The following is a 15290-nucleotide window of genomic DNA, read 5'->3' as shown; positions in this document are numbered from 1 at the left end:
GGGGGAGCGCCAAAGGCGCTCGGGGGTGGTCACTTGTTTTCGGCCAGGAAGTCCTGCGCGAAGCGTTGCAGCACGCCACCGGCTTCGTACACCGACACTTCTTCGGCGGTGTCCAGGCGGCTGGTCACGGTCACGCGCTCGGTCTGACCGTTTTTGCGGTGGATCACCAGGGTCAGGTCGGCGCGCGGCTTCAGGTCGCCTTCCACGTCGAAGGTTTCAGTGCCGTCCAGGCCCAAGGTCAGGCGGGTGGTGCCTGGCTTGAACTCCAGGGGCAGCACGCCCATGCCGATCAGGTTGGTGCGGTGGATGCGCTCGAAGCCTTCGGCCACGACGGTTTCCACGCCAGCCAGACGCACGCCCTTGGCAGCCCAGTCACGCGACGAGCCCTGACCGTAGTCGGCGCCGGCGATGATGATCAGCGGCTGACGGCGGTTCAGGTAGGTCTCCATGGCCTCCCACATGCGCATCACCTGGCCTTCAGGTTCCACGCGGGCCCACGAGCCGACCTTGATCGAGCCATCTTCCTTGCGCACCATCTCGTTTTTCAACGTGGGGTTGGCGAAGGTGGCGCGCATGGCGGTCAGGTGGTCACCACGGTGGGTGGCGTAGGAGTTGAAGTCCTCTTCTGGCAGACCCATCTTGGCTAGGTATTCACCGGCGGCCGAGCTGGCCAGGATGGCATTCGAGGGCGACAGGTGGTCGGTGGTGATGTTGTCCGGCAGGATGGCCAGCGGGCGCATCGCCTTCAGGGTGCGCGGGTTGGCTGCCAGGGCGCCGACGCCTTCCGTGTCCCAGTAGGGCGGGCGACGGATGTAGGTCGACATGGCGCGCCAGTCGTACTGCGGCGACACCTTCTCGCCCTTGTCAGCCTGGATGGCGAACATGGGTTCGTACACCGCACGGTACTGTTCGGGCTTCACAGCAGCCTTCACCACGGCGTCGATCTCTTCGTCCGAAGGCCAGATGTCCTTCAGGCGGATTTCCTTGCCGTCGACCACGGTCAGCACGTCGTTTTCGATGTCGAAACGGACGGTGCCCGCGATGGCGTAGGCCACCACCAGCGGGGGCGAAGCCAGGAAGGCTTGCTTGGCATAGGGGTGGATGCGGCCGTCGAAGTTGCGGTTGCCCGAGAGCACGGCGGTGGCGTACAGATCACGGTCGATGATCTCTTGCTGGATCTTGGGGTCCAGCGCGCCCGACATGCCGTTACAGGTCGTGCAGGCAAAGGCGACGATGCCGAAGCCCAGCTTCTCCAGGTCGCCCAGCAGATTGGCTTCCTTCAGGTACAGCTCCACGGCCTTCGAGCCAGGGGCCAGCGAAGACTTCACCCAAGGCTTGCGGGTCAGACCCAGCTTGTTGGCGTTGCGGGCCAGCAGGGCGGCCGCGATCACGTTACGTGGGTTGGACGTGTTCGTGCACGAGGTGATGGCAGCGATGATCACGGCGCCATCGGGCATCGTGCCTTCGTCGGCCTTGGGCATGGTCCATTGACCCGAGATGCCCTTGGCAGCCAGATCCGACGTGGCCACACGGGCGTGTGGGTTCGACGGGCCAGCCATGTTGCGCACCACGCTCGACAGATCGAATTCGAGGTTGCGTTCGTACACCGCGTTCTTCAAGCTGTCGGACCACAGGCCGGCAGCCTTGGCATAGGTCTCGACCAGCTTGACCTGGGCGGCATCGCGGCCGGTCAGGTTCAAGTAATCCAGCGTCTGCTCGTCGATGCTGAACATCGCGGCGGTGGCGCCGTATTCAGGGGCCATGTTCGAGATGGTGGCACGGTCGCCGATGGTCAGCTTCGATGCACCTTCGCCGTAGAACTCGAGGTAAGCACCCACCACCTTGTTCTTGCGCAGGAATTCGGTCAGGGCCAGCACCACGTCGGTCGCGGTGATGCCGGGCTGGCGTTGACCCGTCAGCTTCACGCCGACGATTTCAGGCAGGCGCATCCACGAAGCACGGCCCAGCATCACGTTCTCAGCTTCCAGGCCACCCACGCCGATGGCGATCACGCCCAGCGCATCCACATGCGGCGTGTGCGAGTCGGTGCCGACGCAGGTGTCGGGGTAGGCCACGCCCTTGTCGGCATGGATCACAGGCGACATCTTCTCCAGGTTGATCTGGTGCATGATGCCGTTGCCCGCGGGGATCACGTCCACGTTGGCGAAGGCCTTCTTGGTCCACTCGATGAAGTGGAAGCGGTCTTCGTTGCGGCGCTCTTCGATGTCGCGGTTCTTCTGGAAAGCTTGTGGATCGAAGCCACCGCATTCCACGGCCAGCGAGTGGTCCACGATCAGCTGCACGGGCACCACGGGGTTCACCTTGGCCGGGTCGCCGCCTTCCTTGGCAATGGCGTCACGCAGGCCGGCCAGGTCCACCAGGGCGGTCTGGCCCAGGATGTCGTGGCAGGCTACGCGAGCCGGGAACCAGGGGAAGTCGAGGTCGCGCTTGCGCTCGATGATTTGTTTCAGGCAGTCGGTGATGATGGCCGGATCGGCCTTGCGCACGATGTTTTCAGCGTGCACGCGGGCGGTGTAGGGCAGGGTGGCCCAGGCGCCAGGCTGGATGGCTTCGACCGCGGCTTGCGTGTCGAAGTAATCGAGGTCGGTGCCGGGCAGCGGCTTGCGGTATTGGGTGTTGATGTTGCTCATGGCCGGTGCGTTCTCGGAACGGTGGGGGCTCAAGGTAGAAAGGCGCCACATCACCTGTTGGCAATGTGGCGCCCTTGACTGGCTGGATTACTTGCGGTCCTTCAGCGGCACGAAGACCTGATCTTCAGGGCCGGTGTAGTTGGCCGACGGACGGATGATCTTGCCGTCAATGCGTTGCTCGATCACGTGGGCCGACCAGCCCGAGGTGCGGGCGATCACGAACAGCGGGGTGAACATGTCGGTGGGCACGCCCATCATGTGATAGCTCACGGCCGAGAACCAGTCCAGGTTCGGGAACATCTTCTTGATTTCCCACATCACCGACTCCAGACGCTCGGCGATGTTGTACATCTTCATGTTGTTCTGTTCGGCGCTCAGGTCGTGGGCCACCTTCTTGATGACCACGTTGCGGGGGTCGCTCACGGTGTACACGGGGTGACCGAAGCCGATCACGACTTCCTTCTTCTCGACGCGGGCACGGATGTCAGCCTCGGCCTCATCGGGGTTGTCGTAGCGCTTCTGGATTTCGAACGCGACTTCGTTGGCGCCGCCGTGCTTGGGGCCGCGCAGGGCACCAATGCCACCGCACAGAGCCGAGTACATGTCCGAACCGGTACCGGCCACCACGCGCGACGTGAAGGTCGAGGCGTTGAATTCGTGCTCTGCGTACAGAATCAGGCTGGTGTGCATGGCGCGCACCCAGCTGTCGCGGGGCTTCTCGCCGTGCAGCAGGTGCAGGAAGTGGCCGCCGATGGAGTCATCATCGGTTTCGACTTCGATGCGCTTGCCGTTGTAGGCAAAGTGGTACCAGTACAGCAGCATCGAACCCAGCGAGGCCATCAGCTTGTCAGCGATGTCGCGGGCGCCTGGGTGGTTGTGGTCTTCCTTTTCAGGCTTGACGCAACCCAGCACGGACACGCCGGTGCGCATCACGTCCATGGGGTGAGATGACGGGGGCAGTTGCTCCAGGGCGACCTTCACAGCTGCGGGCAGACCGCGCAGGGCCTTCAGCTTGGCCTTGTAGCCAGCCAGTTCGGCCACGTTGGGCAGCTTGCCGTGAACCAGCAGGTGGGCGATTTCTTCAAATTCGCAAGTGGTGGCGACGTCGAGGATGTCGTAGCCACGGTAAGCCAGGTCATTGCCAGTGCGGCCCACGGTACACAGGGCGGTGTTGCCGGCGGCGGTGCCAGACAGGGCCACAGACTTCTTGGGCTTGAAACCGGGGGTGGTCGTCTCGGGGGTAGCGCTCATGGGATGTGTCTCCAGATGAGAGGGGGCAACAGGGAATTACTTCTTGGCGGCAAACAGCGCATCGAGCTTTTGCTCGAAGGCGTGATAGCCGATGCGGTCGTACAACTCTTCGCGAGTCTGCATCAAGTCCACGACATTCTTTTGATGGCCGTCACGACGGATGGCGGTGTACACGGCTTCGGCGGCCTTGTTCATGGCGCGGAAGGCGCTCAGCGGGTACAGCACCATGCCCACGCCGGTGGGGCGCAGGTCGTCCACGCTGAACAGCGGGGTCTTGCCGAACTCGGTGATGTTGGCCAGCACGGGCACGTTCACGGCCTTGCAGAACTTCTCGTAGGTGGGCAGGTCGTAAGCGGCTTCGGCGAAGATGCCGTCGGCGCCCGCTTCCACGCACTTGATGGCGCGCTCGATGGCGGCGTCCACGCCGTGCACCTGAATGGCGTCGGTGCGGGCGATCAGGAAGAAGTCGGGGTCGGTCTTGGCATCGGCAGCGGCCTTCACGCGGTCCACCATCTCTTCGGTGGTCACGATTTCCTTGCCGGGACGGTGGCCACAGCGCTTGGCGCCCACTTGGTCTTCAATGTGACAAGCGGCGGCGCCAGCCTTGATCAGGCTCTTGACCGTGCGCTCGATGTTGAAAGCCGAGGGGCCGAAGCCGGTGTCGATGTCGACCAGCAGCGGGGTGTCGCACACGTCGGTGATGCGGCGCACGTCAATCAGCACGTCGTCCATCGTGTTGATGCCCAGGTCAGGCAGACCCAGCGAGCCTGCAGCGACGCCGCCACCCGACAGGTAGATGGCGCGGTAGCCCGCACGCTTGGCCAGCAACGCGTGATTGGCGTTGATGGTGCCCATGATCTGCAGGGGCGATTCGTCTTTGAGGGCCTGGCGGAAACGTGCGCCGGGAGAGGTGAGGGCCATGTTGGTTCTCCAGATGGAACGGTCAACGAGATACTTCCTGCTCTAGCGCAACCTGCGTGCCAGCATGGCCACGTCGCGGTGCGTGCGTGGCCGCTTGCGCTAAGTGCTTGATTTGGCGCCGATTTGTGCCGCGCAGCAAAGAGGGTTCACCCGATGCTCTGTTTCAAGAATTGTTTCATGAAACATGTTTCATTTTTGTGTGAAACTCATGAAACGTTCTGAATGTCCCGCTCATGCTGCCTTCACCGAGTTTGCACGCCAGTCTGCCCCCCTCGATCCCGCGCATCGTGGCGGTCGGTTTTCGACGCATCAACAAGCTGCTGCAAGAGCTGGCGCCCGAGTTCGCGGACCGCGCCGCCGTCGAGGTGCTGGACATGGGGTTTGACCAGGCCGTGGCCCGCGTGCGTGAGTTGCAGCGACAGCGGCCGGTGGACGTCATCGTGGCAGCCGGGTCCAACGGCGCTTATTTGCGGCAGCGCCTCGATACCCCGGTGGTGTTGGTGAAAGTGGGGGGTTTTGACCTCATGCAGGCGCTCACCCATGCCCGTCGCCTGTCTGCGCGAATCGGGCTGGTCACATACGAAGGCATGGCGCCCGACATCACGCAGTTCGACAACTTGTTTGCCTTCGGCGTGTCTCAGCGCAGCTATCGCACCGAAGAAGAGGCTCAAGCCTGTGTGCGCGAGTTGCAGCAGCAGGGCATCGAGGTGGTGGTCGGTTCGGGCGTGGTGGCGGATCTGGCTGACCAGCACGGCATGACCGGCATCTTCCTGTACTCCATTGATGCAGTGCGTGGGGCGCTGGAGGATGCTGTGGAAGTGGCGCGGGCCTCGCGCATCGAACAAGCCAAGCGCGAGCGACTCAGTACCATCCTGGCGCAACTCAGCGATGGCGTGATTGCCGTCGATCGGCAAGAGCACATCCTGACCCTCAACCCCACCATGGCGCAATGGCTGGGCGTCACGGCCGAGCAGTGGCTCGGGCGACGCCTCAGCGAGGTGTGCCCCGAACTGAGCCTGCAGCACACCCTCCGCTTGGGGGCGCAGGACCTGGAGCGCATTGAGCGCGTCAAGGGCAAGACCCTCATCGTCAACCGCATTCCGCTGATTGAGCAGGGGGTGCTGACCGGTGCGCTGCTCAGCAGCCAGGACCCGATCTCGATCCAGCGGGTGGATCGCCATATTCGGACCCGTATCAAGCCGCAGGCCCAGCACGCGCGCTACGAACTGCACCAATTGATCGGGCACAGCCAGGCCATTGCTCGCGTTCAGCGCATGGCGTCGAGTTGCGCACGCAGTCAGGCGACCGTGCTGCTGATCGGTGAGAGCGGGACGGGTAAGGAAGTGGTGGCTCAAGGCATCCACATGGCCAGTGACCGGCGTGACATGCCTTTTGTCGCCGTCAACTGTGCGGCGGTGTCCGAGTCCTTGCTCGAAAGCGAACTGTTTGGCTACGAAGAAGGGGCGTTCACCGGTGCTCGCCGGGGCGGGAAGATCGGCCTGTTCGAAGCAGCGCACAACGGCACCATCTTTCTCGACGAAGTGGGCGAGATGCCGTTGTCACTGCAGACCCGTCTCCTGCGGGTGCTGCAAGAGCGTGAGGTGCTGCGTGTCGGGGCCACCGAGCCCACGCCGGTCAATGTGCGCGTGATCGCGGCCACCCACCGCGACCTGGCCTCGCACGTGGCCGAAGGGCGTTTCCGGCAAGATCTGTTTTATCGCCTCAACATCCTGCGCATCGACATGCCCGCGCTGCGCGAGCGCGCCGAGGACGTGCCCGAATTGGCGCAAGCCTTGCATGGTCGGGTGTGTGCGCGCCTGGGTTTGCATCCGTCGGCCACTTTGGCTTTGCTCGGGGCCCTCATCGAACAATCCGCCCATTACCCCTGGCCCGGCAACGTCCGCGAGTTGGAGAATTTGATCGAGCGACTGGTGGCGTATGCGGCCTCGCGCTCAGAGCCCATCCCCGCGTGGCAGTTGGCGGGGTTTGTGCAGGACACGGCACCCGAGTTGTTCATGGCGCCAACCGTCGCCGTTCGCCCGTCGCGCATGTTGACCGCTGGGCCGATGCCTGCGCCATCGACTGAGCCGCGGCGTCCCGTGTCTCTTGCCGAGATTCAGCGAGTGCTTCAGGCCTGTGAGGGAGACAAAGGTCGCGCCGCGCAGCAATTGGGCATGAGCCGAACCACCTTGTGGCGCAAGCTGCGAGAAGCCTGACCCCCACCTACAATGCCGCACCCTTTGCGACCCACTCAGCCAAGCCGTCCCGCCATGCGCGTCCTGTCTCTCATCCCACCCATGACGCAACTCAACACGCCGTATCCGTCGACGGCGTATCTCACGGGCTTTCTGCGCAGCCGAGGGGTCGATGCCGTCCAGGAGGACCTGGCGCTGCAACTGGTGCTGAGTTTGTTGTCCAAAGAAGGCTTGCGCTCGGTCTTGGCGTGCGTGCAGGCCTTGTCCGACGAGGCGCGCACGGCGCCCGTCAACTTCTTTGCCGATCACGTCGAGCGCTACCTCGCCACCATCCAGCCCACCATCGCGTTTCTGCAAGGGCGTGACCCCACCTTGGCGCATCGCATTGCCAGCCGAGGCTTCTTGCCCGAGGGGCCCCGGTTCAGTTCGCTGGATGTGTACGTCGATGATGAGGGGGGGGACCCCTTGGGCTGGGCCTTTGGCGCATTGGGGCAGCACGATCGCGCCAAACACCTGGCCACCTTGTATCTGAATGATCTGGCCGATGTCCTGCGCGACGCGGTGGACCCTCGATTTGAATTCGTGCGCTATGCCGAGTCCCTGGCGACCAGTCAGCCCACGTTCGAACCGCTGGCTGAAGCCCTGGCGGCACCCATGAACCTCGTGGATGACACCCTGCTTGCGCTGACTTTGCAGGCTTTGGCCCGCCACCAGCCCCAACTGGTCTTGTTGTCCGTGCCTTTCCCCGGGGCCGTCTATGCGGCATTTCGCATGGCGCAGGCCATCCGGCAGCATGCGCCTGAGGTACGCATCGTTCTGGGCGGGGGCTTCGTCAACACCGAATTGCGCGAACTCACTGAACCACGCGTGTTCGACTACGTGGATTTTGTGACGCTGGACGCGGGCGAGCGCCCCCTGTTGGCCTTGCTGGAACACCTTCAAGGTCAGCGTTCGGCGCAACGCCTCGTGCGCACGTTCATTCGTGAGCCCGACTCGGCTCAGGTGCGTTACATGAACTGGCCCGAGCCCGATGTGCCCTTTGCTGAAGTGGGCACGCCGACGTGGGATGGCTTGCCGTTGGATCGGTACCTGTCCTTGCTGGACATGCTCAACCCCATGAACCGGCTGTGGTCCGACGGCCGCTGGAACAAGCTCACCGTGGCCCACGGTTGCTACTGGAAGAAGTGCAGTTTCTGCGACGTCAGCCTTGATTACATCGCCCGCTACGAAGGCGCCGAAGCCTCGGTGCTGGTCGACCGCATCGAGGCCATCGTTCAGGAAACCGGCCAGACCGGCTTCCATTTTGTGGATGAGGCTGCCCCGCCCAAAGCCCTCAAGGCCCTGGCGGAGGAGCTGATCCGGCGGGGTGTCGCCATCTCATGGTGGGGCAATGTCCGATTTGAAAAAACCTTCACCCCTGAACTGTGCCAACTGCTGGCCGACAGCGGATGCATTGCCATTTCGGGCGGACTGGAAGTCGCCTCAGACCGCTTGCTCAAGCTGATGAAAAAGGGCGTGTCGGTGGATCAGGTGGCGCGTGTGACGCGGGCCTTCACCGATGCCGGCATCCTTGTGCATGCCTACCTGATGTACGGTTTCCCTACTCAGACCGTGCAAGACACGGTGGATGCGCTGGAGTACGTGCGCCAGTTGTTTGCAGAAGGGTGCATCCAGTCGGGCTTCTTTCACCGTTTCGCTTGCACGGTGCATTCGCCCGTCGGTTTGGATCCCCAGGCCTACGGCATTGAACTGCTGCCGCTGCCGCCCGTCACCTTTGCCAAGAATGATGTCGGTTTCATCGATCCGACCGGGGTGGATCACGACCGACTGGGCAAAGTGCTCAAAAAGGCCATCTACAACTTCATGCACGGCATCGGCCTGGATGAAGACGTGCGCAGCTGGTTCCCCTTCAAGGTGCCGCGCACCACCGTGCCGCGTCACTTCATTGAGCGCGCCTTGCGTCAGCACTGACGAACGCGCGATCAATCCGCAAAGAACGCGCGCTCAATCTCTTCAGGCAAAGGCTGTCCGGTCAGCCAGGCGCGCTCCAGTACGTGCCAATAGTGGCGGTAGCTCGCGCGGTCATGCAGCACGCCGTGGTACGACGTCGGGGCCCAGTGCGCCGCCTGTGCGGCCAGCAAAATGTCGGCGGCGTCATCCACCTCTGCCGTGACGGGCGCAAAGGCCTCCACGATCACGGGAATCTGGTCAGGGTGGATGCTCCACATGCGCGTGTAGCCCAGTTCGCGGGCGGCACGCTCGGCCGCTTTGCTCAAGGTTTTCTTGTCCTTGAACTCCGTCACCACGCAGTGTGAGGGCGTGATGCGTGCGGCGTGGCAAGCCGCCGCGATCTCCAGTTTGGCGCGCACTAGCAGGGGGTGGCTGAACTGCCCGGTGGCGCTCATGGCTGACGCGGGCAGCGCTCCCCGATGTTCCGACACAAAATCCATCAGTCCAAACGACAAGGACTCCACGCCAGACGTTGCGGCGATGTCGAACACCTCGTGAACCGCCTGATGCGTCTCGATCAAACCATGTACGGGCACGATGCGCTCGATGCCGTGTTTGATCCGCGCCGCCTTGATCGTTGCTACGGCGCGCTGCGCTTCCTCGGCACTGCCCAGCTTGGGCACCATGATGTAAGCCAGACGGTGCCCGGCTTGCCGAATCAGGGTGTCGACGTCTTCCTCGAAGTGGCGATGACGCGGATCGTGCACCCGCACGCCAGCGCGGCCAAATGCGTTGGCTGAACTGTTCACCAGTTCTGTCACCAGCGCCAGGTGCTCCGCTTCCCCGCCTACGGGGGCGCCATCTTCCAGGTCCAGTGTCACATCAAACACCGCGTGTCCACATGCCTCGCCCATCTCGGCTTGCAGTGCCAGGCTTTTGCGCATCCTGGCCTCTACGCCAGCATAGTGATCGCAGACAGGCAGAGCGGGGGAAGCTGTTTCGGCGCCGAACAGCGCCTGGCGTGGATGAATGGTGCTCAAGGTCGACATAGGCGGGTCCTGTCCCAATCGGGCAATAAAAAAGCCGGCCACCCGAAGGTGCCGGCTTCATTGTGATCCACTTGCGCGCCAACGGGGTGTCAGCGCATCAAGTCGTCACCAACGCGCATCACAGCAGGTGCTTGACGCCGTCTTGTTCGCCTTGCAGTTCAGCCAGGGTCTTGTTGATGCACTCTTGCGAGAATGCGTCGATTTCCAGGCCTTCAACGATCTTGTACTCGCCGTCAGGGGTGGTGGTGACGGGGAAGCCGAACACGATGCCGGCTGGGATGCCGTATTCGCCGTTCGAAGGCACGCCCATGGTCACCCATTCGCCGTTCGAGCCCAGGGCCCAGTCGCGCATGTGGTCGATGGCGGCGTTGGCAGCCGAAGCAGCCGACGACAGACCGCGAGCGGCGATGATGGCGGCGCCACGCTTGCCGACTGTGGGCAGGAACACGTTGGCGTTCCATTCCTGGTCGTTGATGGTTTCCTTGACCGACTTGCCGTCCACGGTAGCGAAGCGGTAGTCAGCGTACATCGTGGGCGAGTGGTTGCCCCACACGGTCAGCTTCTTGATGTCGCCAACCTTGAAACCAGCCTTGGCAGCCAGTTGCGATGCAGCGCGGTTGTGGTCCAGGCGCAGCATGGCGGTGAAGTTCTTGGCAGGCAGGTCCGGAGCCGACTTCATGGCGATGTAGGCGTTGGTGTTGGCGGGGTTGCCGACGACCAGAACCTTCACATTGCGCGAAGCCACGGCGTTCAGAGCCTTGCCTTGAGCGGTGAAGATCTGGGCGTTGGCAGCCAACAGGTCAGCGCGCTCCATGCCGGGGCCGCGAGGACGTGCACCCACCAGCAGAGCGTAGTCGGTGTCCTTGAAAGCGGTCATCGGGTCAGAGTGAGCTTCGATGCCAGCCAGCAGAGGGAATGCGCAGTCTTCCAGCTCCATGATCACGCCCTTCAGCGCGTTTTGAGCCTTCTCGTCAGGAATTTCCAGCAGTTGCAGGATCACTGGTTGATCCTTGCCCAGCATTTCGCCAGAAGCGATGCGGAACAGGAGGGCGTAACCGATTTGACCAGCGGCGCCGGTAACGGCGACGCGAACGGGTGCTTTGCTCATATGCAACTCCGAGATAGGTAAGGAGATGGGACTGGGTGAAAACCCACAAGTGTAGCGTTGTGCGCAGGCTTGCAGGGGACTGTCATCATACTGTCTTCGTGATCAGATGTCTTATATAAGACATAAGCCACATCACCAGTGGACTTCACGTCACGATTGTGGTGCAATGGCATCCGGCTGGCACATATCCATGCCTGCGCCGAACCCGCCCGCGATCATACCCCGATCGATCAACAGAGACTACACGCTGTGGTGACCCCTACACCGTCCTCCGCTATTTCGCACGACACCGCTTCGGCGTCGGTTGGCGTTGCCGGTGGGCCGTCCTTCAGCCCGCTCTACCAGCAGATCAAGGCCTTGATCTTGCGCAGCCTGCAGGCGGGTGAGTGGAAGCCCGGTGAGGCCATTCCTTCCGAAGTCGAACTGGCGGCCCGTTTCAAGGTCAGTCAGGGCACCGTCCGCAAGGCGGTCGATGAACTGGCGGCTGAAAATCTCCTCACGCGTCGTCAGGGCAAGGGCACTTTCGTGGCGACCCACTCTGACGAAGAGCAGGTCCAGTACCGCTTCCTGCGCTTGATCCCTGATCGCGCCGATGCGGGGGGCGAACAATCCCGTCGAGAATTTCTCGACTGTCGTCGCATGCGTGCGCCCGCCGACGTGGCGCGCGCCCTGCAACTCAAGGCAGGCGACATGGTGGTTGAAGTACGCCGCGTGCTGCATTTTGTCGGCGTGCCGGTGGTGCTCGACGACATCTGGCTGCCCGGTCACCTCTTCAAGGGGCTGACTGCCGAGCGCCTGAGTGAATACCAAGGCCCGATGTACGGCCTGTTTGAATCCGAATTTGGCGTCAGCATGATCCGCGCAGAAGAGAAGTTGCGCGCGGTGGCGGCTGATCCATCCGTGGCTGAGTTGCTGAAGGTCGATGCGGGCACGCCGTTGCTCAGCGTTGAGCGACGCTCCTTCACCTATGGTGAGCAGCCGGTCGAGCTGCGCCGCGGCCTTTACCGTACCGATCAACACTACTACCGCAATGAACTGAGTTGACGAAACAGTTCGTTTTGGACCCTTGTTCGCGCATTGTTGACGCTGTCCGAAAGGATGGAAATAACAGTGCGAGTTCGTCGGGCTGGGGATTGCCCTAAAATCCCGGATCCTCTTGACAGATTTTTGACGCTCGGCAGGAGCCCCACCAACATGGCTGACAACGCGAAAAAACCACGCCCCGTCTACCGGAACATCCACGTGACGGACATCGTCACCTACCGACTGCCTCTGGCCGGGATCGTCTCGATCCTGCACCGGATCAGCGGTGCCCTGATGTTCCTGTTGATGCCCTTCTTCATCTGGATGTTCGACAAGAGCGTCACTTCCGAGATCTCGTATGACGAATTCACCTCGGTCTTTGCCGGGGACTTCGGCTGGTTCTTCAAGTTGCTGGCCCTGGGCCTGATCTGGGGCTACCTGGTGCACTTCTGCGCAGGCGTGCGTCACCTGGCCATGGAAATCACCCACAGCTACACCAAGCAAGCTGGCAAGTCCACTGCTGGTGTCGCCCTGGTGGTCAGCACTGGTCTGACGATCGTTCTGGCTGCCAAGCTGTTCGGTCTGTTCTGATCCCCGCTTTTGTTTCCCTGATTGCAGGAAATCACAACCATGTCTCAAAACTACGGAACCAAGCGCATCGTCACCGGTGCGCACTATGGTCTGCGCGACTGGCTGGCTCAGCGTGCAACGGCCATCATCATGGCCCTCTTCACCGTCGTCCTGTTGGCGCAGGTCATCTTCGGTGAGCCCCTGAGCTACTACAAGTGGGCCGGTATCTTCTCGTCCCAGTGGATGAAGTCCCTGACCCTCGTGGTCATTGTGGCCATGCTCGTCCACGTGTGGGTTGGCGTTCGTGACATCTTCATGGACTACGTCAAGCCCGTGAGCGTCCGCCTGACGCTGCATGTTCTGACCCTCGTGTGGCTGGTTGGCTGCGCTGGCTGGGCGATCCAAGTGCTGTGGAGACTGTAAAAAATGAGCGCTACTTCTCTTCCTACCCGTAAGTTTGACGTCGTGATCGTCGGTGCCGGTGGCTCCGGCATGCGCGCTTCGTTGCAACTGTCTCTGGCTGGCCTGAACGTGGCCGTGCTGTCCAAGGTCTTCCCGACCCGCTCGCACACGGTGGCCGCCCAAGGTGGTATCGGTGCGTCGCTGGGCAACATGTCCGAAGACAACTGGCACTATCACTTCTTCGACACCGTCAAGGGTTCCGACTGGCTCGGCGACCAGGACGCCATCGAATTCATGTGCCGCGAAGCACCGAAGGTCGTGTACGAGCTCGAACACTTCGGCATGCCTTTCGACCGTAACGCAGATGGCACCATCTATCAGCGTCCGTTCGGCGGCCACACCGCCAACTACGGTGAAAAGCCCGTGCAGCGCGCTTGCGCGGCGGCTGACCGAACCGGTCACGCGCTGCTGCACACGCTGTACCAGCAAAACGTCAAGGCCCGTACCCAGTTCTTCGTGGAATGGATGGCCCTCGACCTGATCCGCGACGCCGATGGCGACGTGGTCGGTGTGACCGCCCTGGAAATGGAAACCGGTGACGTGCATGTGCTGCACGCCAAGACCGTGTTGTTCGCAACCGGCGGCGCTGGCCGTATTTACCAGGCTTCCACCAACGCCTTCATCAACACCGGTGACGGTTTGGGTATGGCAGCTCGCGCTGGCATCCCTCTGGAAGACATGGAATTCTGGCAGTTCCACCCCACCGGCGTGGCCGGTGCTGGCGTGTTGCTGACCGAAGGCTGCCGTGGTGAAGGCGCCATCCTGCGTAACAGCAAGGGTGAGCGTTTCATGGAGCGCTATGCGCCCACGCTGAAGGATCTGGCTCCTCGTGACTTCGTGTCGCGCTCGATGGACCAGGAAATCAAGGAAGGCCGCGGCTGCGGTCCCAACGGTGACTACGTCCTGCTGGACATGACTCACCTGGGCGCAGAGACCATCATGAAGCGTCTGCCTTCGGTGTTCGAAATTGGCCATAACTTCGCCAACGTCGACATCACCAAGGAGCCGATCCCTGTTGTGCCGACCATCCACTATCAGATGGGTGGTATCCCCACGAACATCAACGGTCAGGTCGTGGTTCCGGGCGCTTCCGGCCCCAACGAAATGATCAACGGTCTGTACGCTGTGGGTGAGTGCTCTTGCGTGTCGGTGCACGGCGCCAACCGTCTGGGCACCAACTCCCTGCTGGACTTGGTGGTGTTTGGTCGCGCAGCCGGCAACCACATCGTGGAATTCGCCAGCAAGACCAAGTCGCACAAGCCGCTGCCCAAGGATGCCGCCGACTACACCCTGTCGCGCCTGGCTCGCCTGGACAACTGCAAGAGCGGCGAATACGCCCAAGACGTGGCCAACGAGATCCGCGCCACGATGCAGAAGCACGCTGGTGTGTTCCGTACGCAAGCCTCGATGGACGAAGGCGTCCAACGCATCGCTGCAGTGCGTGAGCGCGTGAAGGGCATTGGTCTGAAGGACAACTCCAAGGTCTTCAACACGGCCCGTATCGAAGCGCTGGAAGTAGACAACCTGATCGAAGCTGCACAAGCCACCATGGTGGCCGCTGCAGCCCGTCCGGAAAGCCGTGGCGCTCACGCTCACAACGACTACCCGAACCGTGACGATGCGAACTGGATGAAGCACTCGCTGTGGTACTCGGAAGGTAGCCGTCTGGACTACAAGCCCGTGAACCTGAAGCCTTTGACCGCAGAGTCCGTGCCTCCCAAGGCCCGTACCTTCTGATCGTCAGCGACCAGTTTTGAGGATTTCAAAATGAGCCAAAAGCGCACTTTCCAAATCTACCGCTACGATCCGGACAAGGACGCCAAGCCGTACATGCAAACCATCGAGATCGAACTCGAAGGTAACGAGCGCATGCTGCTGGATGCCCTGGTCAAGCTCAAGGCCGTGGACCCCACGCTGTCGTTCCGCCGTTCGTGCCGTGAAGGCGTGTGCGGTTCCGACGCCATGAACATCAACGGCAAGAATGGTCTGGCCTGCCTGACCAACATGCGCACGCTGCCTCAGACCATCGTGCTGAAGCCGCTGCCTGGCCTGCCCGTCATCCGCGACCTGATCGTGGACATGACCCAGTTCTTCAAGCAGTACAACTCGA

12 protein-coding genes are annotated in these 15290 nt (G+C 62.2%); 7 read left to right on the top strand and 5 right to left on the bottom strand.

Going from position 1 to position 15290, the window contains the following annotated elements; all coding sequences use genetic code 11:
* Positions 1-29 precede the first annotated feature (29 nt).
* The 3 genes from acnD to prpB all read right to left on the bottom strand — a co-directional run bounded on the left by acnD (position 30) and on the right by prpB (position 4823).
* Positions 30-2651, bottom strand: a complete 2622-nt coding sequence (acnD, locus tag ACOYNB_RS09740) for a Fe/S-dependent 2-methylisocitrate dehydratase AcnD (protein ID WP_422838891.1) — start codon at positions 2649-2651, stop codon at positions 30-32.
* 87 nt (positions 2652-2738) lie between these two features.
* Positions 2739-3902, bottom strand: coding sequence for a bifunctional 2-methylcitrate synthase/citrate synthase (gene prpC / locus ACOYNB_RS09735; RefSeq protein WP_422838890.1), 1164 nt, complete (start codon positions 3900-3902; stop codon positions 2739-2741).
* Positions 3903-3938: 36 nt separating this feature from the next.
* The gene (gene prpB, locus ACOYNB_RS09730; RefSeq protein ID WP_422838889.1) at positions 3939-4823 is read right to left on the bottom strand and encodes a methylisocitrate lyase; all 885 of its coding nucleotides are present in this window, start codon (positions 4821-4823) and stop codon (positions 3939-3941) included.
* 233 nt (positions 4824-5056) lie between these two features.
* Between prpB and prpR the strand changes: the two genes are divergently transcribed.
* Together prpR and ACOYNB_RS09720 are read left to right on the top strand one after the other, a co-directional pair.
* On the top strand, positions 5057-7039 hold the full coding sequence (prpR, locus tag ACOYNB_RS09725; RefSeq protein ID WP_422838888.1) for a propionate catabolism operon regulatory protein PrpR: 1983 nt from the start codon (positions 5057-5059) through the stop codon (positions 7037-7039).
* A 54-nt stretch (positions 7040-7093) separates the two neighbouring features.
* Complete coding sequence (locus ACOYNB_RS09720) at positions 7094-8989, top strand: B12-binding domain-containing radical SAM protein (RefSeq protein WP_422838887.1); 1896 nt, start codon at positions 7094-7096, stop codon at positions 8987-8989.
* An 11-nt stretch (positions 8990-9000) separates the two neighbouring features.
* On the opposite strand, the gene ACOYNB_RS09715 is transcribed toward ACOYNB_RS09720, so the two are convergent.
* Both ACOYNB_RS09715 and ACOYNB_RS09710 read right to left on the bottom strand, forming a co-directional pair.
* On the bottom strand, positions 9001-10017 hold the full coding sequence (locus ACOYNB_RS09715; protein WP_422838886.1) for an HpcH/HpaI aldolase/citrate lyase family protein: 1017 nt from the start codon (positions 10015-10017) through the stop codon (positions 9001-9003).
* Between the two features lie 118 nt (positions 10018-10135).
* A complete protein-coding gene (locus tag ACOYNB_RS09710; RefSeq protein WP_422838885.1) occupies positions 10136-11125 on the bottom strand; it encodes a malate dehydrogenase in 990 nt (329 codons plus the stop codon).
* 249 nt (positions 11126-11374) lie between these two features.
* Here ACOYNB_RS09710 and ACOYNB_RS09705 point away from each other — a divergent pair, with 249 nt between their 5' ends.
* The 5 genes from ACOYNB_RS09705 to ACOYNB_RS09685 form a co-directional block, all read left to right on the top strand.
* Positions 11375-12169, top strand: a complete 795-nt coding sequence (locus ACOYNB_RS09705; protein WP_422838941.1) for a GntR family transcriptional regulator — start codon at positions 11375-11377, stop codon at positions 12167-12169.
* A 150-nt stretch (positions 12170-12319) separates the two neighbouring features.
* Entirely contained in the window at positions 12320-12739 is a 420-nt protein-coding gene (gene sdhC / locus ACOYNB_RS09700) for a succinate dehydrogenase, cytochrome b556 subunit (RefSeq protein WP_422838884.1), read from the top strand.
* A 39-nt stretch (positions 12740-12778) separates the two neighbouring features.
* Complete coding sequence (gene sdhD / locus ACOYNB_RS09695) at positions 12779-13141, top strand: succinate dehydrogenase, hydrophobic membrane anchor protein (protein WP_422838883.1); 363 nt, start codon at positions 12779-12781, stop codon at positions 13139-13141.
* Positions 13142-13144: 3 nt separating this feature from the next.
* Positions 13145-14917, top strand: coding sequence for a succinate dehydrogenase flavoprotein subunit (sdhA, locus tag ACOYNB_RS09690; protein WP_422838882.1), 1773 nt, complete (start codon positions 13145-13147; stop codon positions 14915-14917).
* A 30-nt stretch (positions 14918-14947) separates the two neighbouring features.
* Positions 14948-15290 (top strand): 2Fe-2S iron-sulfur cluster-binding protein (locus ACOYNB_RS09685; RefSeq protein ID WP_422838881.1); only part of this gene is annotated, 343 nt, incomplete at its 3' end.

It is taken from the genome of Aquabacterium sp. (assembly GCF_049317225.1).
GTDB lineage: Bacteria > Pseudomonadota > Gammaproteobacteria > Burkholderiales > Burkholderiaceae_C > Aquabacterium.
This window is presented reverse-complemented; position numbering and strand designations above follow the sequence as displayed.